Genomic DNA, 23,082 nt, shown 5'->3' on the forward strand with positions numbered 1-23,082 from the left:
TCAAAACCCCTGAAATTGCTGTATGGGCGAACCCACAACGTCCTCCCCAGACAAGGCTTTAGCCATGACCGAACTGCTTGCATTGCGTGATGCCGTGCGCGCTCATCACCGGGCCGATGAAGGTGCGGTGCTCGACCATCTGATCGCGAGCTATGCCCCGTCGCCCGAACTGCGCGCCCGCATCCGTGCGCGCGCGGTGCGCGTGGTCGAGGATGTCCGCGCAGCCTCTGGCCCCACGCTGATGGAGAGCTTCCTGGGCCAATACGGCCTGTCGAGCGACGAGGGGCTGGCGCTGATGACGCTGGCCGAGGCGCTGCTGCGCGTGCCCGACGCCGAGACGATCGACGACCTGATCGAGGACAAGATTTCACCCGCCAACTGGCGCGAACATTTCGGCAAATCCGAACACAGCCTCGTCAACGCCAGCACCTTCGCGCTCAGCATGACGCAGTCGGTGCTCGAAGGATCGGTCAGCCGCGGGCCGCTCGACGCGCTGCGCGGGGCAATCAAGCGATTGGGCGAGCCGGTCATCCGCGCCGCCGTGCGCCGGGCTATGAAGGAGCTGGGCAACCAGTTCGTGCTCGGCGAAGACATGGACGAAGCACTCAAGCGCTCGCGCAAATGGGCCGACGAGGGCGCGACCTTCAGCTACGACATGCTGGGCGAGGCGGCATTGACCTTCCCCGATGCCGACCGCTATTTCGCCGCCTATATGGACGCGATCCGCGCGATCGCCGCTGCCGCCAGAACCGACGACATGCGCACCAATCCGGGCCTGTCGATAAAGCTTTCCGCGCTCTATCCGCGCTACGAGATGAGCAAGGCGGACGAGTGCGTTCCCGCGCTCGCCGACCGCGTGCTCGAGCTCGCCCGCGCCGCACGCGATGCGCGCATCGGGCTCAATATCGACGCCGAGGAAGCCTATCGCCTGGGCATGTCGCTCGACATCATCAAGCTGGTGATGAACGATCCTTCGTTGGCCGGATGGGACGGTCTTGGCGTCGTCGTCCAGGCGTTCGGCAAACGCGCGAGCTTCGTCATCGACTGGCTCTATGGCCTTGCCCAGTCGCTCGATCGCAAGATCATGGTTCGGCTGGTCAAGGGCGCATACTGGGACAGCGAGATCAAGCGCGCGCAGGTCGATGGTGTGCCCGATTTTCCGGTCTTCACGAGCAAGGCTGCGACCGATATCTCGTACATCTGCTGCGCGGCGCAATTGCTCAAGCTGACCGACCGCATCTATCCTCAGTTCGCCACGCACAATGCGCACAGTGTCGCGGCGATCCTCGAGATGGCGGGCAACCGCGACGATTTCGAGTTCCAGCGGCTGCACGGTATGGGCGAACCGCTGCACGGCGCGCTGCTGCGCAACGAGAAGGTCCGCTCGCGGATCTATGCGCCTGTGGGCAAGCACCGCGAACTGCTCGCCTATCTGGTGCGCCGCCTGCTGGAGAACGGCGCCAACTCGTCGTTCGTCAACCAGCTCGCCAACCACGCCGTGCCCGCCGAGGCGATCGCTGCCGACCCGTTCGAGCAGCTAGAGGCCGCGCGCTCCGAGGCCGATGCCAGGATCATCCGCCCGCAGGCGCTTTATGCCCCGGCGCGGATCAATTCGCGCGGCTGGGATCTGGCCAACCGCGCCGACCTCAACGCGTTCCTCGAATCGCGCAGCGCCTTTGCACAGACCCAATGGCACGCCGCGCCGCTGATCGTGGGAGCGCCCAGCGCCGCCACCCATGCCCGCGAGGTGTTCAGCCCGGCAAGCCCGGACACGCAGATCGGCACAGTGCGTGATGCGACCGCGGACCAGGCCGCATCCGCCATTGCGGCTGCTCGCCCGTGGATTGCACCGGTGGCGACCCGCGCCGCGATCCTGAACCGCGCCGCCGACCTGCTCGAAGAGCACCATGGCGAGATATTCGCGCTGCTGGCGCGCGAAGCAGGCAAGACCGCGCTCGATGCGATCGCGGAGCTGCGCGAGGCGGTCGATTTCCTGCGCTATTACGCGGCCGAGGCGCTGGCCAACCCTGCGCTCGCACCCCGCGGCATCATCAGCTGCATCTCGCCATGGAATTTTCCGCTGGCAATCTTCACCGGCCAGATCGCAGCGGCGCTTGCGGCGGGCAATGCTGTGCTCGCCAAACCCGCCGAACAGACCCCGCTGATCGCGCATCTGGCGACCCGGCTGCTGCATCAGGCAGGCGTCCCCGACCACGCGCTGCAGCTGCTGCCCGGACAGGGCCGGGTGGTGGGCGCCGCGCTGACCGGGGATGGCGCAATCGCCGGCACCTGCTTTACCGGATCGACCGCCACCGCGCAGGCGATCAACCGCAACATGGCGGAGCACTGCCCGCCCGATGCGATGCTGATCGCCGAGACCGGCGGCCTCAACGCGATGATCGTCGATTCGACCGCTTTGCCAGAACAGGCCGTGCGCGACATCGTCGCCTCCGCCTTCCAGTCGGCGGGCCAGCGCTGTTCGGCGCTGCGCATGCTGTATGTGCAGCGCGATATTGCCGAGCCGCTCAAGGAAATGCTGTTCGGCGCGATGGACGCGCTGTCGCTGGGCGACCCGTGGTGGCTTGCCAATGACGTCGGACCGGTGATCGATCCGCATGCGCGCGACAAGATCGCCGCGCACATCGAGCAAGCCCAGCGCGACGGGCGGCTGCTCAAGCAGCTCGAGGCTCCGGCGAACGGCTGGTTCATAGGCCCCGCGGCGATTGCGGTCGGTGGCATCGACGACCTAGCCGAGGAAATCTTCGGGCCGGTGCTGCACATCGCGACCTTCGAGGCCGGCGAGATCGACGCGCTGATCGACCGGATCAACGCGCGCGGATTCGGCCTGACCTTTGGGCTGCAGACCCGAATCGATGGCCGTGTCGATCATGTCACGTCGCGTGTTCACGCGGGCAACATGTACGTCAACCGCAACCAGATCGGCGCGGTGGTCGGTGCGCAGCCTTTCGGTGGCGAGGGGATGTCGGGCACCGGACCCAAAGCGGGCGGGCCGCGTTATCTGCCGCGCTTCGCCGAGGCTTCAGGTCCGCACAATGCGCTCCCGCCGCTGACCCGGATCGCATCGCGTGCCGAGGTCGAAGCGGCGCTGACTGCCCTGCCGCGTGTCACCGAGCTGCCGTTGGACAGCATGACGATGCCCGGGCCCACCGGCGAATCGAACGTGCTGTCGACCTATGCGCGAGGCCGCATCCTGTGCCTGGGGCCGACGGTCGAGGCCGCGATGCAGCAGGCGCAGGCGGCGCAGTCGGAAGGTTGTGCTGCGCTGATCGTGGTGCCGGGCGCAAGGGGGCCGCACGCGATCGACGGGTTCATCGAACGCGGCGATCTGGCGCTGATCAGCGGCTTTGACGCGGTGGCAGCCTGGAGCACACCCGATGACCAGCGCGCCATCCGCATCGCGCTCGCCGCACGCGACGGCGCGATCCTGCCGCTGTTCACCGAAGAACATTACGCCGCCCGATGCGTGCATGAACGGCATGTCTGCATCGACACGACCGCAGCGGGCGGGAATGTGTCGCTGCTGGCGTGATCTTTCCCCTCCCGCAAGCGGGAGGGGAGATAGTCAAAGTCGCTCGATCTTCTGCGCGGCTTCGTCGAGGATCTCGGCAACGCGGTGCTTGAATTCGGCATCGGTCTCACCGCTCGCCAGGCGATGCGCCATCGCGGCCATCAGATTGCCTACCGCGCGGCCGATCTGCGGGCCACCTGCGCGCTGCTCGCGCTCTTCGCCCGCCTCGGACAACCGCGCCAGCAGCGCGTCGGCCTCGTCGCGCTTGTCGGAAAGCTCGGCAATCCCGGCATCGGTGATGCGGAACGCCTTGCGCGCGCCATCGGTTTCGACAGAGGCGATCAGCCCTGCATCTTCCAGCAGGCTGAGCGTGGGGTAGACCACGCCGGGGCTGGGCGCATAGTCGCCGCCGGTCATCTCCTCGATCGCCTTGATCAGGTCATAGCCATGCCGCGGCTCCTTTTCGATCAGCGCAAGCAGCACGATACGCAGCTCACCACTGTCGAACATCCGCCTGCGGCCCCGGCCACCGCGGCCTCCACCGCCGCCGCCACGGCCACCCCGGCCGCCACCATCGAAGCTCCAGTTGCCGAAGTCCCAGTCTCCGCCCCAGCTACGGCCACCGGCGCGTCCGAAGCTCATTGCGATAAAGGGGTTGCCCGATCCGCGCGGACCGCCGCCCATTTTGAAACGCATACTCATATCGAATCTATCTCCTGTGTGTCTCGATGGCTCTAAGATATATCTTAGATACAGTTTGACAAGAGCTGATCTGCGACGAGTGCATTTTTCATCCCCTTCCCCCTGCCCCCGCCAGCCGCTAGCGTTCCTGCGATGAGCGACCTGTTCGAAGCCCTTCCCCCCGCCACCAGCAACAGCCGGCCCGCCGCCGATGCGCCGCTGGCCGACCGGCTGCGCCCGGCGAACCTGGGCGAGATCATCGGCCAGGATCACCTGACCGGTCCGGAAGGTGCGATCGGACGGATGGTCGCGGCCGGTAAGCTGTCTTCCATGATCCTGTGGGGACCGCCCGGCACCGGCAAGACCAGCATGGCGCGGTTGCTGGGCGAGGCGACGGGGATGCGCTTTGTCGCGATCTCGGCGGTGTTCTCCGGCGTCGCGGACCTCAAGAAAGCCTTTGCCGAGGCCGAAAAGATGGCAGGCGCAGGGCAGCGCACCTTGCTGTTCGTGGACGAGATCCACCGTTTCAACCGCGCGCAACAGGATGGTTTTCTGCCCTTCGTCGAGCGCGGGACGGTGGTGCTGGTGGGGGCAACGACCGAAAACCCCTCGTTTGAATTGAACGCTGCATTGCTCAGCCGCAGTCAGGTGCTCATTCTGCGGCGGCTCGACGAGGCGGCGCTGGGCGAACTGATCGCGCGCGCGGAAGCGCTGACCGGACGCTCGCTGCCGCTCACCGACGACGCCCGCGCCGCGCTGATCGCCTCGGCCGATGGCGACGGGCGCTTCCTGCTCAACCAGGTCGAGACCTTGCTGACGGTGCGGATCGATGCGCCGCTCGATCCGGCGGGGCTCGCCGCGCTGCTGCACCGCCGGATGCCGGTCTACGACAAGGACCGCGAGGGTCACTACAACCTCATCTCGGCGCTGCACAAGGCGATGCGCGGGTCCGATCCGCAGGCTTCGCTCTACTATCTCGCGCGCATGCTGGTGGCGGGCGAGGAGCCGCTCTACGTGTTGCGCCGGATCACCCGCTTTGCCAGCGAAGACATCGGCATGGCCGACCCGCAGGCGCTGGTGCAATGCCTCGCCGCCAAGGATGCGTATGCGTTTCTCGGGTCACCCGAGGGCGAACTGGCGATCGTGCAGGCGTGCCTCTATTGCGCCACCGCCCCCAAATCGAACGCGATCTACGCCGCGCAAAAGGCCGCCTGGAAAAGCGCGCGTGCGACCGGATCGCTGATGCCGCCGCCCAACATCCTCAACGCCCCGACCAAGCTGATGAAGGACATCGGCTATGGCAAGGGTTATGCCTATGACCACGACGAGGCCGAGGGCTTTTCGGGCGCGGATTACTGGCCCGAAGAGATGGACGCGCAGCAGTTCTATCGACCGGTCGAACGCGGCTATGAAGCGCGCATTGCCGAGCGGATGCGCACATGGGAGAAAATGCGTGAAGACAATCGCAGTTAGTCTTGCCCTCGCCTTGGCATTGGCGGCCCCCGCCGTTGCCCAACAAGCGACGCCTATCCAACCCTCGCGCATGGATCGCGCGCAGGCCGCCGGCTACAAGGCGCAGTTCGTGTGTTCCGGCTTGTGGAACGGCAACAAGACGCTTGCCGATATCGAGGCGGATGAACTCACCGGGATCTATCCGCACGTCGCCGCGATCGTGCCGACATTGAAGGCGGACATCGACGAACCCGCGCATCAGGTGAGCGTGGCCTTTGCCGAGGACATGCCGCCGCGCGTTGCCCGGCACAATCCGGTTACCGGCTGCACATCGATGCCGATTGGCTGGACCAGCGACGGCACCCGCCTTCCCGCCGAGGCGCTGGAGCGGGCGATCCCCGGCAGCGCCGACGCGCTTGCCTGGCCGATGGGCGATGCCGATGCCAGCGATCCGAGGATCATGATGATCACGCCGTTCGACACTCTGGTGGAAAGTGCGTTCGAGGCGAAAGCGTTCGGTGGCAAGACCAGCGGTGTCGTGATCGTCCACAAGGGCCGGATCGTGCAGGAGCGTTACAAGCCCGGGCACGACATGCACACTGCGCAACGCACCTGGTCGGTCGCCAAGTCGATCGCGGGAACCTATGTCGGCTTCGTCCGCCAGAAGGGTTTCAACATTCCCGACGTGCCGGTGCGCGAATGGAACGTCGCGGGCGATCCGCGCAAGCGCATCACCCTCGATCATCTGCTGCGGATGGGCAGTGGCCTCGTCAGCGACTCGCCAGGTAACCGCACCGATGCGGTCTATATGGGCGCGGGCGAGGTGCGGCAGTGGACGACATTGTGGCCGATGCTGCACCAGCCGGGAAGCAGCTTTCGCTACTCGAACAACGACATCCTGCTCGCAACCCTGGCGGCGCGCGATGCCGCGCCCGATCTGCATCCGCACCAGATGTTCGATGCACTCGGCATGACGCGCACCTGGGCTGAGACCGACTGGCAGGGCAATTACATCCTCTCCAGCCAGGTTTGGACCACCGCGCGCGACATGGCGCGGATGGGGCTCTTGTATCTGAACGATGGCAGCTGGAACGGTCAGCGCATCCTGCCCGAAGGCTGGCGCGACTATGTGACCAGGCCCAGCGGCCCGCAGCCGGAAGGCCCGTTCGGCTATGGCGCGAGCTTCTGGCTGATGAGCAAGAGCGAGGGCGTTCCTGCCGATGCGTTCGCCGCGTTCGGCAATCGTGGCCAGTATCTGGTGATGATCCCCAGCCGCGATCTGGTGATCGTGCGGCGCGGCTATGACGGCGCGGACGATCAGTTCAACATCGTCAAATTCACCGCCGAGGTACTCAAGCAGATCCGCTGACCGCAATGCGCCGTTTCCAGCATTACGCCTGTTTCGACTGGTCGGGACAGGCCGTGGCACGTCCCAGGGGCCTTGCGCTCGCGACCATCGCGGCGGAGGCTGACGCGCGCCCGGTGCTGCTGCGCCCGCAGCGGGGCTGGTCGCGCGGCGCGGCGCTCGACTGGTTGCTCGCGCATGCCGATGCGGGTACCGACATGCTGATCGGCATGGATTTGTCCCCGACCTTCCCGTTCGTCGATGCGGGCGGCTATTTTCCGGGATGGTCCGATAGCCCGCCCGATGCGCGCAGCCTGTGGGCGCTGGTCGATCAGTTGTGCGATGGCGATGACCATCTGGCGGCGGGGGGCTTTGTGACGCACGAGCAGGCCCGGCGTTATTTCCGCCATGGCAAGGGCGATACCGGCGACCGTTTCGGCACGGCAGGCACCGGACGGCTGCGCGCGGTAGAGCATCATCAGCGCAGCACCCGCCAGGCCAACAGCGCAAGCTGCTTCAACCTGGTCGGCGCAGCGCAGGTCGGCAAGTCGAGCCTCACCGGGATGCGCGTGCTGCACCGGCTGGCGGGGCGCATCCCCGTGTGGCCGTTCGATCCATTGCCCGAACGGGGCCCGGTGATCGTGGAAATCTATACCAGCATCGCCGCGCGGGCAGCCGGTCGCGGACTGTCGCGCAGCAAGGTGCGCGATGCCGAGGGGCTGCATCAGGCGCTGGCCCAGCTGGGCGCTGCGCCCCCTGCCCCGTTGATCGCGCATGACGATCACAGCACCGATGCGCTGATGACAGCGGCGTGGCTGCGCCATGCCGCGCGCGACGAAAGCCTGTGGCACAGCTTCTGGCACCCGCCGGCGCTCGATGATGCCATCCGTATCACTGAAGGCTGGACCTTTGGCGTCAAATAGAGCATTGGACGCGGCGCAAACGCGCCTGTAGCGCCGCTTTAGCTCAGCTGGTAGAGCAACCGCCTTGTAAGCGGTAGGTCGTTGGTTCGAATCCGACAAGCGGCACCATAAGCGCGGGATCAGGGGCTGGGGGGCCGTAATCGCACGAGAACAAGCCCGCTGATGGACATGCCCCAGACCAAGATGATCCCTCCTGCCGAAGCCCTGCCCTGGCATCTGCGCGCCCACTCGTGGCTGCGCTCCCGGCTGGGTGAGCGCGCCGGCGGGGTGATCTTTGCACTGCTCGCCGAAATCCTGATCATCCTCGCGCTGCTGTCGCTCTCGATCGCGCCGCCGGCAACGCGGCAGGAAGAGGAGAAGCTGACGGTGTTCGGGGTGAGCCCCGAGCCATCCGAGGAAAAGGTCGAGGAAGAAAGCCCTGCCGCCGAGCAGGAGGCCGCGCAATCGCCCCAGCCGCAGGAGACCGAAGCCGCGCCCACCGAAGTGCCAAGCCCGGTGGTGGCACCCCAGCCATCGGTCGTACCTCCTGCCATCGTCCCGATGCCGTCCGCGCAACCTGCCCGTCCGCAGGCCGCGCCGCAGATCGCCAAGCCCAAGGCCAATCCCGGACGCGTCTATGGGCCGCCCGACAAGGGCGTGCCCGGCGACAGCGCACGGGTCAGCGGATCGGGACCCAATGGCGAGCCGCTTTATGCCGCCGCATGGTATCGCGAACCCTATGCGGATGAACTGGCAGGCTATCTGTCAACGGCGCGAGGCCCCGGCTGGGGCCTGATCGCTTGCCGCACAGTCGAGGATTTTCGGGTGGAAGATTGCGTGCAGCTTGGCGAATCACCGCAAGGATCGGGGATCGCCCGCGCGGTCATTTCGGCGGCCTGGCAGTTCCGGGTGAGGCCGCCAAGGGTCGGCGGCGTTTCCAAGGTGGGCGAGTGGGTGCGCATCCGAATCGACTATACCAGCAAGCCATGAGCGCGCACCCCGCCAAACGTTAGCTCAGCCTCGGCCGAACACCCCGCAGGCTATGCGATCGCCGCTGTCGCCCGACGGATCGGTCATTTGGTCATCCGCCTTGGCGTGGATCACGAGCGCCGCGCCATCGGCATCGAGCATCTCGGCGAGCGCCGCTTCCTTGACGGTGTAGTCCATCTTGCCGCTGCCATCGCTGGCAATCGTCAGATTGGGCATGTCGCCGTGATGCGAGCCCTGCGGATTGCTGAGGCCATGCTTGGCGCCCATGGGGTTCCAGTGGCCGCCTGCGGTCTCGAACTTGGGACCATCGCACTTGCCGGTCATGTGCACATGGATGCCATGCTCGCCCGGCGCGATGCCCGTTGCCGACACTGCGATCAGGATGCCGCCTTCGCGCTCGGTCGCGGTCACCGTTCCGGCATCTCGTCCATCGGCGGTCTTGAGGCTGGCGGTGGCGATCACAGGCGCAACCGGATCTGCCATGGCGAGCGTGCCATCGCCGCTTTCGGCGGGCTCGGGTGCCGGGGCTGGCGTCTCGTTGCCGCACGCGCCAAGCGCCAGGGCGCCGGCCAGCGCAGACGCGCTGAGGGAAAAACGGATCGGGATCATCGGACAAGCTCCTCTTATCTATGCTGTAAATACAGGGCAGTCTCGCCATGGTTCCGCCAACAGCGCGACATTGTGCGTTTGACATGCGCGGCATTTGGCGATTGGCTGGGCTTTGCAAAAACCGCAATCGAACGGAGCCCCATGACCGCAACACCCCCCGAAGCCGCCCATGACCTCAACACCGCCATGGGGTTCGTCCGCATTGTCGAGATGGATCCGCAAGGCCGTGCGACGATCGAATATCAGGCGGGGCAGCACATGTGCCATTCGGGCGGAGTCGTACAGGGCGGCTTCGTCACCGGCTGGATCGATGCCGCGATGGCGCATGCCGCGATGGCGATGACGGGCCCGGACGTGGTGCCCATGTCGCTCGAGCTCAAGGTCAGCTTTTTCGCGCCCGCTCGCCCCGGGGTGGTGATTGCCAAGGCGTGGGTCGAGAGGCGCGGGCGCAGCACCTGCTTTTTCGAAGGCCAGTTGCTCGATGCTTCAGGCAAGGTGCTCGCCAAGGCGAGTTCGACGCTGATGCTTGCCGAGCGCAGCCGTGTCGAGCAGGCCTCCAGCAAGGCAATGGCGGGCGCGAGCTAGCCGCCGCCCGTCAGCCCCTGGGCGCTGCAGCCTTCAGGTCTTTCAGGAAACCGCGGATCCGCTTGGCATTGACGCCCAGATCGCTGCGCCCCACTCGCGAAACGGATCGCACATCGATCTGGCTGGTGAGCCCGCCAGGGCCAGGTTGCACCCGCACCACGACATCGTCCTTGAACCGGAACAGCGACACGGTGTCCACCGCCTCCAGCCGACCTTCGTCGGGGCGTACCGCTGCGATGTCCCAGCCGCGCTTGCGCGCGACCTGCTCGGCCAGCGCCACTGCCTTTTCGACCGGCAGCGCCACGGTGACCGTGCGCAGGTCGCCATAGGCCGCGCCATGCAGCAGTTTCCAGCGCTCCATCGCATCCATTCCGGCATATTTCGCCTCGCCCCGTCCGGGGACATCGGCAAAATCGTCGGGCCGCAGCTTGAGCACCCGGAATTCGGGCGGATTGTCGAGATTGGTGGTGATGTCGTGGATCTGCGGGACGCTCCTGCCGACATTGACCCAGTATCCGATGACCCCCAGGAACCCGAGCGAACACACCAGGCCGATCAGCGTCATGTTGCGGATCGCTGTGCCCTTCTTGCGATAGAGCAGCAGCACGATGAGCGAGAACAGCAAGGCGACCAGCGCGACGACGACAGCGGCCATGACCACGCTGAGGCCTTCAAGCTTGCCCCACCAGTCCTGCCCGGCACCGATGGCGCCGACCAGGGCCATCACCACAGAACCCGCGCCCAGCAACAGACACAGCCGTGCCAGCCAGATCGATCCGTGCGGTTTTTCCATGGCCTGCATATAATCCCCCTGTTGCCCGTATGACACACATAGGAAAGGCGGGCGGCTTTGGCAATTCGATTAGGGGTGCTGTACCACTGCGGGAAATGCCGCTCGACTTGGAGAGGCCACGTGCCTAAGGGCGCAGGCTCTGTGACCTCTTGCTTACCCGTCTGGAACGATGACCGAATTCACTATCATCCCGCTGGATCAGGTCGATACGGCCTGGGTTGACGACCTTCTCGACCAGGTGTTCGGACCCGAGCGATCCGGGCGCACCATCTATCGCGTGCGCGATGGTCTTGAGGCGCTGCCCGCGCTCAGCTTTGCCGCGATCGATGCAGATGGCTATCTGGTCGGCACCATCCAGTGCTGGCCGGTGGCGCTGACCGATCCCGACGGTCTTGCCTATCCGATGATTCTGGTGGGCCCAGTCGGCGTCGCTCCCGATCATCAGGACCAGGGCATCGGCCGTGCGCTGATGGCCGCAGTGTTCGGCGCGATGGGCGTGGGCGAAAAGATGCCGCTCGTGCTGCTGGGCGATCCGGAATATTACGGCACCCGCTTCGGCTTTTCCGCCGATCAGACCGGTGGCTGGTCGCTGCCCGGCCCTTATGAGCAGCACCGGCTGCTGGCGCTGGCACGGCCCGATTCGGTGATGCCGCCCAAGGGCATTCTGGGCCCCTGGCGCCTGACGTGACGGATGATTGGGGGAGCCGGGCTTTGCATCGCGCAGCCTCCGTGCTTATCTGATCCCCCATGCCCTATGATCCTCCCCCCGAAATGCAGGACCTGTCGCTCGCCGAGATTGCGGGACTGGTCGCCGCGCGCAAGCTTCCCCCGGTCGAGCAATGGTCGCCCGCGGCCGAGAGCGACAGCCATATGCGCATCGCCGCCGATGGCCGCTGGTATCATCAGGGCGGGCTGATCTCGCGCCCGGCGATGGTCCGCCTGTTCGCGAGCGTGCTGCGCCGCGAGGAGGACGGGCGCCATGCACTGGTCACGCCGTTCGAAAAACAGTGGATCGAGGTGGAGGATGCTCCGCTGCTGGCGGTCGAGGTGAAGTCCGAAGGCAGCGGCAAGCAGCGGCGGCTGGCGTTCCGGCTGAACACCGACGAGCTTGCGGTGTGCGGCGCGGACCGCCCGCTGATCCTGCGCGGCACCCCGGAAGAGCCGCGTCCTTATCTGGGCCTGTGGCGCGGACTGGAGGCGCGGATCGAGCGCAGCGTCTTTTACGATCTGGTCGAGCTGGCGCTTGGCGATCAGGGCGATGATGCCGCAGACGCTGCCGGCCTTCCGATCTGGAGCGACGGCACCTGCTTCCGGCTGGACAGGATCGCTGCTGCATGAGCCTGTTTGCCAGGCTTTCCGATGCGCTTGCCGCCAGCGCCGCTAGCGGGCTTTCCGTCGTGGATGAGCGGCATATCGACCCCGATGGCGGCAGGCATATTCCCGCTGCGGTACTGATCGCGGTAACCGACCGGCCCGAACCGGGTGTCATCCTCACCCAGCGCCCCGATTATCTGCGCAGCCATCCCGGCCAGATCGCGTTTCCCGGCGGCAAGATTGACCCAACGGACGCGCACGCCGTTGCTGCCGCTCTGCGCGAGGCGGATGAGGAGCTGGGGCTTGCCCCGCATCATGTCCGCGTGATCGGCGAGGCGGATGTCTATCGCAGCGGCAGCGGCTTTGCGATCACCCCGGTGCTGGGCGTGATCCCGCCCGACCTCAGCTACACCCCCAATCCGGGCGAGGTGGCCGACTGGTTCGAAGTCCCGCTCGCTTTCGTGCTGGACCCTGCCAACCACGCCCATCACAGCACCCACTGGAAGGGCGCCGAGCGCCGCTATATCGAGATCATGTGGGGCCGCCGGCGCATCTGGGGGGTGACCGCAGGGATTATCGCCAACCTCTCGCGCAGGCTGGAAGGGATCATGGCATGACCCGGATCAGCGCCGCCTGGACGCAGCGCACGGACCTTGCCGCGATGCTGGCCGCGCTCGACCCCGGCGGCGACCAGTGCCGCTATGTCGGTGGCGCGGTACGCGATGCGCTGCTGGGCGTGGACGCTGTCGATGTCGATATCGCCACCCGGCTGCTGCCCGATCAGGTTATGGCTGCGCTGGCCGATGCCGGGATCAAGGCGGTGCCGACCGGGATCGAGCACGGCACCGTGACCGCGGTGCTGCCCGCAGGCCCGGTCGAGATCACCACGCTGCGCCGCGATGTCACCACCGATGGCCGCCATGCCGAGGTCGCCTTCACCGACGACTGGCGCGAGGATGCCGCGCGGCGCGATTTCACCATCAACGCGCTGTTCGCCGACCCGCGCACGCTCGAGGTCACCGATTATTTTGGCGGCGAGGCGGACCTGGCCGCGCGGCTGGTGCGGTTCATCGGCGATGCCGATGCGCGCATCCTGGAAGACCATTTGCGTATCCTGCGGCTGTTCCGCTTTCACGCGCGCTTCGGCGGCCCGGCCGATCCCGATGCGCTGGCGGCCTGTGCCCGACATGCGGACCGGTTGAAGGCGCTGTCGCGCGAGCGGATCGCGCGCGAACTGCTGCTGCTGCTGGGCAGCATCAACCCTGCAGATGCGGCGCTGCTGATGGCGCAGAGTGGAATCTGGCCGGTGGTCCTGCCCGAAATGGCGGGCGACGGGCTGGAGACGCTCACGATGCTGCTCGCCCGCGAGGCGCAGCTTTGTGCGAAGGCCGATCCCTTGGTGCGGCTGGCGGCGCTGCTGCCGGCGGACCCGCTCGTCGCCGAGGCCGTGGCTGCGCGGTTGCGGCTGTCCAAGGCGCAGCGGGCAACGCTCGCGCGCTATGCCGCGCGCTGGCCCGACAGCGGGACTGCGCGGCAGGTGGCAGCCGCGGTGCAGCCTGCCGATACGGTTTCGAACTGGCTGCTGCTGCGCGGCCCGGACGATGCACTGGCGCAGGGCTGGCAGAGCCTCAAGGGCTGGTCGGTTCCCGAATTCCCGCTGGGCGGGCGCGATATCCTGGCGCTGGGCATACACGCCGGGCCGGATGTCGCGCGGGTGTTGGGCGAAACGCGCCGCCGCTGGATTGCAGAGGATTTTCCCGAGCCCGAGCGTGTGCGCCAGATCGCTGCACAGGTGGCGGCGGCCTGACGATCCCGGGTGCCGATCAACCCATGCGGGTGATCATGTACGCATAGGCCTCGTCGGCGGGGACCGGCGGCGAATAGAAATAGCCCTGGCCGAACGAACAGCCGAGCGCAGCCAGGGTCTGCGAGATTTCCAGCGTCTCGATGCCCTCGGCGGTGGTCTCCATGCCCAGGGCGCTCGCCAGCGACAGGATGGCGCGCACGATGGCGACCTTGTCGCGTTCCTTGAGCATGTCCGAGATGAAGCTGCGGTCGATCTTGAGCACGTCGATCGGCAGCTGCTGCAGATAGGCCAGGTTGGAATAGCCGGTGCCGAAATCGTCCATCGCCAGCGAGACGTTGAGCGCGCGCAGGGCGCTCATCACCTTGGCGGCGCGCGCGGGATCGCTCACCACCACCGATTCGGTCAGCTCCAGGCACAGCCGCTCGGGCTTTGTCTTGTTGGCGCGCAGGATGTTGGCAACCATGCTGGGAATGTCGTCGCGGGCGAATTGCGCGGCGGAGACGTTGACGCTGACCTTGAGCGGCAGCACCTCGCCCGCCTTGGCATCCCATTCGTTGAGCACCTGGCAGGCGCGGTCCAGCGCCCAGCGCCCCAATGGCAGGATCAGCCCGCATTCCTCGGCAACGGGGATGAACTCGACCGGCGAGATCATGCCGTAATCCGGGTCCTTCCAGCGCGCCAGCGCTTCGAATCCGGTAACGAAGCCGTTGCTCATGTCGATCAGCGGCTGGAAATACAGCTCGAGCCGGTCCAGCTCGATCGCCTTGCGCAACTCGGTTTCCAGCGTGAAGCGGCGGCGGGCCTTGTCGAGTTCCTCAGGTGTGTAGATTTCCGCCTGGCGTGTGCGCTTGGCGCGCTTGAGCGCGATCTGCGACTGGCGGATGTAGTTGGCGCAATCGGTCTGGCCGGGCTTGCTGAGCGCGATGCCGATCGCCCCGTCGATCTGGATTTCGAGATCCGACAGCCGATAGGGGTTGAGGAAGATGTCGCGGATGCGGCTGGTGATCCGCGAAAGCTCGCGCGGGTTCGACCCGCGCAGCGGCACGAACAGCGCAAATTCATTGCCCCCGATCCGCGCGACGATATCGGTCTTGCGCACTCGCCCCATCAGGCGGCGCGCGACGGTGATGATCAGTTCGTCACCCACCACGCTGCCTGCGCATTCGTTGATCTGGCTGAAGCGCGCGATATCGAGCGTGATGATCGCAAAGCCCGACGTGGTCACGCGGCCATCGCTGCCCTGTTCCGCCAGCCGGCTTTCGACCGCGTCCTCGAACCCGGCCCGGTTGGGCAGGCCGGTCAGGCTGTCGCGCATCGTTTCGCGGCGGAAGCTGTCGTGCGTCTCGATCTCGCTGGTGCGGTCGATCAGGCTCACCAGAAAATGCGGCCAGTCCAGCCCGGGCATCTCGATCCGCGCCGCGGTCACGTCATAGCGGCGGGTCTTGACCGGATCCTCGGAGGTCCAGGGGCGGTTGGCCTTGCCACTGTCATTGCGGCTGGCGACCGACACCAGCTCGGTCAGCAGCGCCACATCGATGGCCGATACGGCGCCAGGCATCAGCTGACGATCGACGAATGCGGGGTTGGCCATCACGATCTGCGGAGCCCCATCGACCCGCGTCACCACCGCTGCGGGGATAGGCAGCGGATCGAGCACCGCCGCAAAGCCGGGATGCCCGCCGGAGAACGCATCCGATACAAGCGAATCCGGCAACGGCTTGGCGCGCGTTCTGGGGGGCGGAGTTGGGCTGGCCATATGTATCAACGTCTAGCCGCGAAAATGTAAAATTAACTTAAACGTCGGTGAAAAAGTCGCGGCCAAACAAAGGTTTTTCTAGCCATCGAAGCGGTTGTTGCGCGGGAAGCCATTGGGCGGCAGCCGCCCGGCCGCGCCGCGCGCGACGCGCCATAGCCCCATGTCCTTCTCGGTCCGCGTCCGCCCGCTATCGCCGCCCATCGTCCAGCTCAGCCCCTCTTCAAGCCGGAAGGTGGTGGCATCTGCCAGCGATCCGTCGCGATAGCGCTGCAGCTGCACCCCCTGCCCGCGCGCCATTACCGGCAGTTCGCCGAGCGGGAACACCACGAGCTTGCGGTTCTCGCCCACCACAGCGACGTGATCGGCGCTGGCAGGAACGTTGCGGATCACCATCAGCCGCACACCAGGCTTCAGGTTGACGACCTGCCGGCCCTTGCGCGTTTCCGCGATCAGCTCGGCCATTTCGGCCAGGAAACCGCGCCCGTTGGACGCGGCGAGCAGCAGCTTGCCTGCAGGATCATAGGGCATCAGCGCGATGATCTGCGCCTCGTTCTCCATATCGAGCATGTTGCGCACCGGCTCGCCAAATCCGCGCGCACCGGGCAGGTTCTGCGCGCCCAGCGTGTAGAACCTGCCATTGTCGAGCGCGATCAGCAATTTGTCGGTCGATTGCGCGTGGAAGGCGAAGGCGGGGCCATCGCCTTCCTTGAACTTGGTGATTTCAGGGACAGCGAGGTCCGCGTGCCCCTTCATCGCCTTGATCCACCCGCGCCGCGACATGATCACCGTCACTGGCTCGCGCTCGATCATCGCTTCGAGCGGAATTTCGCGCGCGGGGGCGGCTTCGCGCAGGTCGGTCCGGCGGCGGCCCAGCTCGGTGGTTTCCGCATACAGCGCGCGCAGCGTCGCCAGATCCTTCTTGAGCCGCTTCTTCTGCAGCTTCGGATCGGCGAGCAATTTCTCCAGCCCCTCGGCCTCCTTGACCAGAGCGTCGTGCTCGCGCCGCAGTTCCATCTCCTCGAGCTTGCGCAAGGAGCGCAGCCGCATGTTGAGGATCGCCTCGGCCTGGCGGTCGGTCAGCTCGAACTCGGCCATCATCACCGGCTTGGGCTCGTCCTGGGTGCGGATGATCTCGATCACCCGGTCGAGGTTGAGATAGGCGATGATATAGCCGCGCAGCAGCTCGAGCCTTGCCGCGATCTTGTCGAGCCGGTGGCGGCTGCGGTTGGTGAGGATGAGGATCTGGTGCCGCAGCCAGGATTCGAGCAGCGGCTTGATCCCCATCACGCCTGGCGTGCGGGTCTCGTCGAGCACGTTGAGGTTGAGCGGAAAGCGGACTTCCAGATCGCTCAACCGATACAGGCTGTCCTTGAGCACATCGGGATCGACATTGCGGCTCTTGGGCTCGAGCACGATGCGGATCGTCTCGTCCGATTCATCGCGGATATCGGCGAGGATCGGCAGCTTCTTCTCCGCGATCAGCGTCGCGATCTGCTCGATCAATTTGCCCTTCTGCACCTGATACGGAATTTCGCTGAGCACCAGCTGCCAGGTTCCGCCGGGCAGCTTCTCGATGCCGGTCTGCTCCCAGTTGCCCTCGGCATCCTTGCCGGTCGAATAGCGCGCGCGAAGCCGGAAGGCGCCGCGCCCGGTGCGATAGGCGTGGCTGATCGTTTCGGCATTGTCGACCAGCAGCCCGCCAGTGGCAAAATCGGGGCCGCGGAACACCTGCATGATCTGCTCGTGCGTGGTTTCCGGATTGTCGATCAGCATGTCGGCCGCGTCGATCACTTCGGCGACATTGTGCGACGGGATCGAGGTCGCCATGCCCACCGCGATGCCGCTGGCGCCGTTGGCGAGCAGATTGGGGAACAGCCCGGGGAAGATTTCAGGCTCTTCCTCCTCGCCGTTATAGGTCGGCTTGAAGGCGACGGTGCCCTCGTCGAGCCCGGCCATCAGCTCGATCGCGGTGCGCGTCAGCCGGGCTTCGGTGTAGCGATAGGCCGCAGCGTTATCGCCATCGACGTTGCCGAAATTGCCCTGCCCATCGACCAGGGGATAGCGCAGCACGAAATCCTGCGCGAGGCGGACCATCGCGTCATAGACCGACGCATCGCCGTGCGGGTGGTATTTGCCGATGACATCGCCGACGACGCGCGCGCTCTTCTTGTAGCTGCTCGCCGGATCGAGCTTGAGCTGGCGCATCGCCCACAACAGGCGGCGGTGAACCGGCTTCAGACCATCGCGCAGATCGGGCAGCGAACGCGCGGTAATGGTGGAGAGCGCATAGACAAGATACCGTTCCGACAGCGCGCGGTCGAAGGACGTGTTCTCGATTTCGGGGATATCGTCGCCAGACCCGGCGCTCGCGTCTTTAGCCATGCTTCAGGCGGGTAGCAGCGCGAATGCCGCAAGGCGAGAGGGTTGGCCCGGTTTTCTGGGGAAAAATGCGCGCCGGACCGGCGTCAGGCGAACGAGCCGTGCCGACCCTTGCCGCCGGCAAAGCGGCCAGCGCCTTCCAGCGTCTCTCCGCTGCTGATCGTCGCGCGGCCAAGCTGCGCTTCCAGCGCGATCGCCTCTGCCTCATCCAGCGACCATTGCGCGAGCGCGCTCGCCCGGTCATTGCGCAGGCAGGTCTGCGGAAAGGCCGCGATCTGCGTGGCGAGCTCCACCGCCAGTTCGAGCGCGCCGCCATGCCGCGCCACGCGGTTGGCCAGCCCGATGTCGTGCGCTTCGGCGGCGCCGATCTCGCGCCCGGTGAGCAGCAGATCCATCGCGTGCGAATGGCCGATCAGCCTTGGCAGGCGGATGGTGCCCATATCCACCAGCGGCACCCCGAAGCGGCGGCAGAACACGCCCATTCGAGCGGTCTCCGCCATTACCCGCATGTCACACCACAGGGCCAGCTCCATGCCGCCTGCCACCGCATAGCCTTCGATCGCGGCGATGACCGGCTTGGTCATCTGCATCCGGGTGGGACCCATTGGCGCCATTCCGGCGTCGGTCACCGGGCGTTTGTCGCCCTCGCTCAAGGCCTTGAGATCGGCCCCGGCGCAGAAATGCCCGCCCGCGCCATGCAGGATCGCGACATGCACGCTGTCATCGGCATCGATCGCCTCGAACGCCTCCAACAGCTGCAGAGCGGTGGCGGAATCGACCGCGTTGCGCCGCTCGGGGCGGTTGATGGTGACGATCGCCACCGCCTGTTTGTGATCGACCTTGACGTTCATGGCCCTGCCTTGTGCTCCCTCGATTTCACCGCAACGATACCATGCACGGTGTGCGACACGTTAACCGGAATTGGCAACTGGACAGCACAATTGCGCCCATGGCAGCAAGCGGCTATAGGGGCGCTGAACTACGCCCCGGCTCTGCGCGCTTTGGCCGCCGCACCGGGGCGTCATGCATTTTATCGGAGTTACGAGCCAATGACCCGCCGCCGCCAGATTTACGAAGGCAAGGCCAAGATCCTCTATGAGGGACCCGAGCCCGGCACGCTGATCCAGTATTTCAAGGACGATGCCACCGCGTTCAACGCCCAGAAAAAGGGCACGATCAACGGCAAGGGCGTGATCAACAACCGCATCAGCGAGTATGTGTTCACGCGCCTCGCGCATATCGGCATCCCCACGCACTTTATCCGCCGGTTGAACATGCGCGAGCAGCTGATCCGCCAGGTCGAGATCGTGCCGATCGAGGTTATCGTGCGCAATGTCGCTGCGGGATCGATCTGCACCCGTCTGGGCCTCGAAGAAGGCCAGCCGCTGCCGCACACCCTGATCGAATATTGCTACAAGGACGATGCGCTGGGCGATCCTCTGGTCGCAGAAGAGCATATCGCGTGCTTCGGCTGGGCGACGCAGGAAGAGATGCAGGACATCTCGTCGATGGCGATCCGCATCAACGATTTCATGTGCGGCATGTTCGCCGCGATCGGCATCCGTCTGATCGACTTCAAGCTCGAGTTCGGCCGCCAGTTCGACGGCGATTTCTCGCGCATCATCCTGGCCGACGAGATCAGCCCCGATGGCTGCCGCCTGTGGGATCTCGAGACCGGCGAGAAGCTCGACAAGGACCGCTTCCGGCGCGATCTGGGCGGCGAAGTCGAGGCCTATCAGGAGGTCGCACGGCGTCTGGGCCTGCTCAACGAGGGCGGCGAAAACGAGGTTCTCGACCTCGACAGCCACCGTCGCCGCAAGGGCAAATAAGCGCGCCAAACGCGCCTGACCGCTTTACGTTTCCGTCATCTTGCGTGGGCCCTGCGCCCATGCAACATTTTCCGCCCAAGCAAGCAACAAGCGGGCGGAGATGGATCGAGGCGAGAGGCTGTCATATGTGACCGGACGCATGGTGTTGGCCTCCTTGGCCATTGCCGCCTTTTCGCTTTGTCCGGCGCCCTCGCTCGCCAGTCCTGACACATCGCCGCCGGTTGAGGCGGCATCTGCCCCGGCGGTGCGCGACGAGGCCGCGATTGCCGCGGCGTGGCACTATGCCGGCAGCGACCTGACCGCCGATCCCGCGATCCGCTTCGGCGTGCTGCCCAACGGCATGCGCTATGCCATCCGCCACAATTCCACCCCCGCGACCACCGCGGTGATGCGACTGATGATCGATGTTGGCTCCACCGCCGAGGCGGAGGATGAGCGCGGCCTTGCCCATTTCATCGAGCATATGGCGTTCAACGGCACCACCAACGTGCCCGAAGGCGAGATGATCAAGATCCTCGAGCGGCTGGGGCTGGCGTTCGGGGCGGATACCAATGCGTTCACCAGCTATGATCAGACCGGCTATCTGCTCGACCTGCCCAATGTGAACGCTGAGACGGTCGACACCGCGCTCTACCTGCTGCGCGAGACCGCGAGCGAGATCAGCTTTGCGCCCGAGGCGATCGAGCGCGAACGCGGCGTGATCCTGTCCGAGCTGCGCACCCGCGCCAACTACGCGCAGCGCAACCGCGAATCGCTGTTCGAATTTTCGGTTCCCGAGACCCGGCTCGCCACGCGATCGCCGATCGGCGACAAGACCGTCATCGAGACCGCGCCGGCCGAACGGTTCCGCAGCTTCTACGAGCGCTATTACACTCCCGGCCGCACCACGCTCGTCGTGGTGGGCGATCTCGATGTCGATGCCATGGAGGCCAAGATCATTGCCGCTTTCGGCAACTGGCAGGCCCGGCATGGCGAGGCGCCCGACGTCCCGCTGGGACGGATCGACGTCACCCGCACCGACCAGGCCAACATCTTTGCCCATCCCGCGATCGACGAGGTCGCAACGGTGGTGCGCTTCTCGCCCTATGTCGAGGAAGCCGACAGCCGCGCCGCGCGCCGCGCCAAGCTGACCCGCGCGATAGGCTACAACATCATCGGGCGCCGCCTGGGCCGGATCGCGCGGCAGGAAAATGCGCCCTATGTCGGCGCCTCGATCGGCCGGTCGGATGTCTACAAGATCGCCAACCAGTCGGTGCTCAACGTCGCCGTCCGCGATGGCGAATGGCAGCGCGGCCTTGCCGCTGCCGAGCGCGAGGTCCGCGCGGCGCTGCGCTACGGCTTTACCGACGCGGAGCTTGCCGAGCAGCTCGCCAACTTCACCACCGGCTATGAGAATGCGGTGCGCGGAAACCAGACCCGCCCCAACGACCAGCTTGCCGACCAGATTTTGGCGATGGCCAAGGATGGCATGATCGTCACCACGCCCGAAAGCCAGCTTGAACGGTTCGTCGCGCTGCGCGACAGCCTGACGCCCAAGATGCTGCTCAAGGCGGTGCGCGAGGACTTCGGCACGCTGGACAAGCCGCTGATCCATCTGTCCACCAAGGTCGATCCCGAAGGCGGCGCACAGGCGATCCGCACCGCCTTTGCCGATGCGCGCAAGACCAGGGTGACCAAGCCCAAGACGCGCGATGCGCAGGCCTTTGCCTATCAGGACTTCGGAGCGCCCGGCGCGGTGGTGGCGGATGCGACCATCGAGGACCTGGGAATCCGCACCATCCGCTTTGCCAACAACGTCCGGCTCAACCTCAAGAAGACCGATTTCGACAAGAACCGGGTGCTGGTCTCGCTGCGCATCGATGGCGGCGATCTGCTGGCATCGCGCGAGAAGCCCGAAGCCACGAGCCTGATGAACATTTTCGTGCGCGGCGGGCTGGAAGCGCACAGCCTGGATGACCTTTACACCATCTTCGCAGGCCGCGCGGTCTCGCTCAACTTCGGATCGGGCGAGGATTATCTGGGCGGCTATCTGGCCACCACCCCCGATGACCTGGCGCTGCAGATGCAGGTGCTTACCGCGTTCACCCAGCATCCCGGCTATCGCAGCGAGGCGATCAACCAGTATCGCAGCTATCTGCCCAATTTCTATGCGCGGCTCAACGCCACGCCGGAAGGCGCGATCGGCAGTCAGATCGGCGCGATCCTGTCGGACAACGACCCGCGCTTCTCGCTCGCCGAGCGCGAGGTTTTCGAGAAGCTGACTTTCGACGACCTCAAGTCCGCGATCAGCGACCGGCTGCAACAGGGCGCGATCGAGATCGGACTGGTCGGCGATTTCGACGAGGACGAGGCGATCGTGGCAGTCGCGGCAACATTCGGCGCGCTGCCCGAGCGCGAGGCCGAGTTCCGCGATTATGACGAGGCGCGCGCCCGGCGCTTCACCGACAATCGCGCCCCGCGGGTGCTGCACCACAAGGGCGAGGCCGATCAGGCGATCGTCGAATTCTACTGGCCGACCACCGACGACCACGACTATCGCGAGGACGTCCGGCTGCGGCTGCTGGCCGAACTGCTGCAGATCAAGGTCACCGACCAGCTGCGCGAGAAGCTGGGCGCGAGCTATTCGCCTGTCGCGCGCTCGTTCACCTCCTCGATCTATCCGGGCTATGGCTATATCCAGATCAGCACCAATGTCGCGACGGGGGATGTCGAGCGCGTCGCGCAGGCCATCCGGCAGATCGCGGGCGAGCTCTCCGCGCCTGCCCCGATGGCGGGCGCAGCGATCCCGCCCTCGCCGATCGCGGCTGACGAACTGGCCCGCGCGCGCACGCCGATCCTGGAGAACATCGCCAACAGCGTGAAGACCAACACCGCATGGCTGGGGATCGTCGATGCCGCACAAAGCAAGCCTGCCAAGCTGGAGCGCTTCCGCAGCGGCGGCACCGCTTTCGGCAAGGTGAGCGCGGAAGACCTGCTCGATCTGGCGCGAACCTATCTTCCGCCCGAGCGCGCGCTGCTGGTGCAGTCGCTTTACGACGAAGCCGGCGACAAGGGCCAGCTGGCGTCGCGCACCGGGCCGGTCACCACCAATGCGGCGCCCCGCTGAGAGCT

At 66.0% G+C, this 23,082-nt stretch carries 18 protein-coding genes and 1 tRNA gene; 13 read left to right on the forward strand and 6 right to left on the reverse strand.

Annotated elements, in window-relative coordinates:
• Positions 1-64 precede the first annotated feature (64 nt).
• Positions 65-3,550 carry a bifunctional proline dehydrogenase/L-glutamate gamma-semialdehyde dehydrogenase PutA gene (putA, locus tag IP68_RS02760; protein WP_054133435.1) on the forward strand — a complete coding sequence of 1,162 codons (3,486 nt, stop codon included), beginning with the start codon at positions 65-67 and terminating at the stop codon, positions 3,548-3,550.
• Between the two features lie 33 nt (positions 3,551-3,583).
• Here the strand turns inward: putA and IP68_RS02765 are convergent, their stop codons facing one another.
• Positions 3,584-4,231 carry a PadR family transcriptional regulator gene (locus IP68_RS02765; RefSeq protein ID WP_231683642.1) on the reverse strand — a complete coding sequence of 216 codons (648 nt, stop codon included), beginning with the start codon at positions 4,229-4,231 and terminating at the stop codon, positions 3,584-3,586.
• A 132-nt stretch (positions 4,232-4,363) separates the two neighbouring features.
• Between IP68_RS02765 and IP68_RS02770 the strand changes: the two genes are divergently transcribed.
• The 5 genes from IP68_RS02770 to IP68_RS02790 all read left to right on the forward strand — a co-directional run bounded on the left by IP68_RS02770 (position 4,364) and on the right by IP68_RS02790 (position 8,899).
• The gene (locus tag IP68_RS02770; protein ID WP_054133437.1) at positions 4,364-5,683 is read left to right on the forward strand and encodes a replication-associated recombination protein A; all 1,320 of its coding nucleotides are present in this window, start codon (positions 4,364-4,366) and stop codon (positions 5,681-5,683) included.
• 70 nt (positions 5,684-5,753) lie between these two features.
• The gene (locus tag IP68_RS02775) at positions 5,754-7,031 is read left to right on the forward strand and encodes a serine hydrolase (protein ID WP_054133438.1); all 1,278 of its coding nucleotides are present in this window, start codon (positions 5,754-5,756) and stop codon (positions 7,029-7,031) included.
• 5 nt (positions 7,032-7,036) lie between these two features.
• Positions 7,037-7,930, forward strand: a complete 894-nt coding sequence (locus IP68_RS02780) for a hypothetical protein (RefSeq protein WP_054133439.1) — start codon at positions 7,037-7,039, stop codon at positions 7,928-7,930.
• A gap of 32 nt (positions 7,931-7,962) precedes the next feature.
• Positions 7,963-8,038, forward strand: a tRNA-Thr gene (locus IP68_RS02785).
• 54 nt (positions 8,039-8,092) lie between these two features.
• On the forward strand, positions 8,093-8,899 hold the full coding sequence (locus IP68_RS02790; protein ID WP_231683644.1) for a hypothetical protein: 807 nt from the start codon (positions 8,093-8,095) through the stop codon (positions 8,897-8,899).
• Positions 8,900-8,923: 24 nt separating this feature from the next.
• Here the strand turns inward: IP68_RS02790 and IP68_RS02795 are convergent, their stop codons facing one another.
• Entirely contained in the window at positions 8,924-9,508 is a 585-nt protein-coding gene (locus tag IP68_RS02795; RefSeq protein ID WP_054133440.1) for a superoxide dismutase family protein, read from the reverse strand.
• Between the two features lie 141 nt (positions 9,509-9,649).
• Here IP68_RS02795 and IP68_RS02800 point away from each other — a divergent pair, with 141 nt between their 5' ends.
• The gene (locus tag IP68_RS02800; RefSeq protein ID WP_054133675.1) at positions 9,650-10,093 is read left to right on the forward strand and encodes a PaaI family thioesterase; all 444 of its coding nucleotides are present in this window, start codon (positions 9,650-9,652) and stop codon (positions 10,091-10,093) included.
• Positions 10,094-10,103: 10 nt separating this feature from the next.
• Here the strand turns inward: IP68_RS02800 and IP68_RS02805 are convergent, their stop codons facing one another.
• The gene (locus IP68_RS02805; protein WP_054133441.1) at positions 10,104-10,895 is read right to left on the reverse strand and encodes a DUF1499 domain-containing protein; all 792 of its coding nucleotides are present in this window, start codon (positions 10,893-10,895) and stop codon (positions 10,104-10,106) included.
• 160 nt (positions 10,896-11,055) lie between these two features.
• On the opposite strand from IP68_RS02805, the gene IP68_RS02810 reads away from it, so the two are divergent.
• From IP68_RS02810 to IP68_RS02825, 4 genes are read left to right on the forward strand one after another with little or no spacing between them, the layout of a single operon-like run.
• On the forward strand, positions 11,056-11,574 hold the full coding sequence (locus IP68_RS02810) for a GNAT family N-acetyltransferase (RefSeq protein ID WP_054133442.1): 519 nt from the start codon (positions 11,056-11,058) through the stop codon (positions 11,572-11,574).
• Positions 11,575-11,633: 59 nt separating this feature from the next.
• On the forward strand, positions 11,634-12,224 hold the full coding sequence (locus tag IP68_RS02815) for a DUF1285 domain-containing protein (protein WP_054133443.1): 591 nt from the start codon (positions 11,634-11,636) through the stop codon (positions 12,222-12,224).
• Positions 12,221-12,817 (forward strand): CoA pyrophosphatase, encoded by a 597-nt coding sequence (locus tag IP68_RS02820; protein WP_054133444.1) that lies wholly within the window; start codon positions 12,221-12,223, stop codon positions 12,815-12,817. Before IP68_RS02815 ends, IP68_RS02820 begins: the two co-directional genes overlap by 4 nt.
• Positions 12,814-14,007, forward strand: coding sequence for a CCA tRNA nucleotidyltransferase (locus IP68_RS02825; protein WP_054133445.1), 1,194 nt, complete (start codon positions 12,814-12,816; stop codon positions 14,005-14,007). Before IP68_RS02820 ends, IP68_RS02825 begins: the two co-directional genes overlap by 4 nt.
• Before the next feature lie 16 nt (positions 14,008-14,023).
• Here IP68_RS02825 and IP68_RS02830 read toward each other — a convergent pair whose 3' ends face one another.
• The 3 genes from IP68_RS02830 to IP68_RS02840 all read right to left on the reverse strand — a co-directional run bounded on the left by IP68_RS02830 (position 14,024) and on the right by IP68_RS02840 (position 18,993).
• On the reverse strand, positions 14,024-15,763 hold the full coding sequence (locus IP68_RS02830; protein WP_054133446.1) for a bifunctional diguanylate cyclase/phosphodiesterase: 1,740 nt from the start codon (positions 15,761-15,763) through the stop codon (positions 14,024-14,026).
• A gap of 78 nt (positions 15,764-15,841) precedes the next feature.
• A complete protein-coding gene (gene parC, locus IP68_RS02835; RefSeq protein ID WP_054133447.1) occupies positions 15,842-18,145 on the reverse strand; it encodes a DNA topoisomerase IV subunit A in 2,304 nt (767 codons plus the stop codon).
• A gap of 83 nt (positions 18,146-18,228) precedes the next feature.
• The gene (locus IP68_RS02840; protein WP_054133448.1) at positions 18,229-18,993 is read right to left on the reverse strand and encodes a crotonase/enoyl-CoA hydratase family protein; all 765 of its coding nucleotides are present in this window, start codon (positions 18,991-18,993) and stop codon (positions 18,229-18,231) included.
• A 198-nt stretch (positions 18,994-19,191) separates the two neighbouring features.
• Here IP68_RS02840 and purC point away from each other — a divergent pair, with 198 nt between their 5' ends.
• Positions 19,192-19,971 (forward strand): phosphoribosylaminoimidazolesuccinocarboxamide synthase, encoded by a 780-nt coding sequence (purC, locus tag IP68_RS02845; protein WP_054133449.1) that lies wholly within the window; start codon positions 19,192-19,194, stop codon positions 19,969-19,971.
• 127 nt (positions 19,972-20,098) lie between these two features.
• Positions 20,099-23,077: a pitrilysin family protein gene (locus IP68_RS02850; protein WP_197275702.1), complete on the forward strand. Its 2,979-nt coding sequence runs from the start codon at positions 20,099-20,101 to the stop codon at positions 23,075-23,077.
• Positions 23,078-23,082: the final 5 nt, after the last annotated feature.

This window comes from Blastomonas sp. AAP25 (genome assembly GCF_001295965.1).
Classification (GTDB): Bacteria; Pseudomonadota; Alphaproteobacteria; order Sphingomonadales; family Sphingomonadaceae; genus Blastomonas; species Blastomonas fulva.

What these genes read in the sequence shown, in the direction of transcription:
- IP68_RS02825 (WP_054133445.1), top strand. Translation starts at nt 12,814, where the DNA reads ATGACCCGGATCAGCGCCGCCTGGACGCAGCGCACGGACCTTGCCGCG.
- purC (WP_054133449.1), top strand. Translation starts at nt 19,192, where the DNA reads ATGACCCGCCGCCGCCAGATTTACGAAGGCAAGGCCAAGATCCTCTAT.
- IP68_RS02815 (WP_054133443.1), top strand. Translation starts at nt 11,634, where the DNA reads ATGCCCTATGATCCTCCCCCCGAAATGCAGGACCTGTCGCTCGCCGAG.
- IP68_RS02800 (WP_054133675.1), top strand. Translation starts at nt 9,650, where the DNA reads ATGACCGCAACACCCCCCGAAGCCGCCCATGACCTCAACACCGCCATG.
- IP68_RS02810 (WP_054133442.1), top strand. Translation starts at nt 11,056, where the DNA reads ATGACCGAATTCACTATCATCCCGCTGGATCAGGTCGATACGGCCTGG.
- IP68_RS02790 (WP_231683644.1), top strand. Translation starts at nt 8,093, where the DNA reads ATGGACATGCCCCAGACCAAGATGATCCCTCCTGCCGAAGCCCTGCCC.
- parC (WP_054133447.1), bottom strand. Translation starts at nt 18,145, where the DNA reads ATGGCTAAAGACGCGAGCGCCGGGTCTGGCGACGATATCCCCGAAATC.
- putA (WP_054133435.1), top strand. Translation starts at nt 65, where the DNA reads ATGACCGAACTGCTTGCATTGCGTGATGCCGTGCGCGCTCATCACCGG.
- IP68_RS02830 (WP_054133446.1), bottom strand. Translation starts at nt 15,763, where the DNA reads ATGGCCAGCCCAACTCCGCCCCCCAGAACGCGCGCCAAGCCGTTGCCG.
- IP68_RS02770 (WP_054133437.1), top strand. Translation starts at nt 4,364, where the DNA reads ATGAGCGACCTGTTCGAAGCCCTTCCCCCCGCCACCAGCAACAGCCGG.
- IP68_RS02840 (WP_054133448.1), bottom strand. Translation starts at nt 18,993, where the DNA reads ATGAACGTCAAGGTCGATCACAAACAGGCGGTGGCGATCGTCACCATC.
- IP68_RS02820 (WP_054133444.1), top strand. Translation starts at nt 12,221, where the DNA reads ATGAGCCTGTTTGCCAGGCTTTCCGATGCGCTTGCCGCCAGCGCCGCT.
- IP68_RS02795 (WP_054133440.1), bottom strand. Translation starts at nt 9,508, where the DNA reads ATGATCCCGATCCGTTTTTCCCTCAGCGCGTCTGCGCTGGCCGGCGCC.
- IP68_RS02780 (WP_054133439.1), top strand. Translation starts at nt 7,037, where the DNA reads ATGCGCCGTTTCCAGCATTACGCCTGTTTCGACTGGTCGGGACAGGCC.
- IP68_RS02775 (WP_054133438.1), top strand. Translation starts at nt 5,754, where the DNA reads ATGGATCGCGCGCAGGCCGCCGGCTACAAGGCGCAGTTCGTGTGTTCC.
- IP68_RS02765 (WP_231683642.1), bottom strand. Translation starts at nt 4,231, where the DNA reads ATGAGTATGCGTTTCAAAATGGGCGGCGGTCCGCGCGGATCGGGCAAC.
- IP68_RS02805 (WP_054133441.1), bottom strand. Translation starts at nt 10,895, where the DNA reads ATGCAGGCCATGGAAAAACCGCACGGATCGATCTGGCTGGCACGGCTG.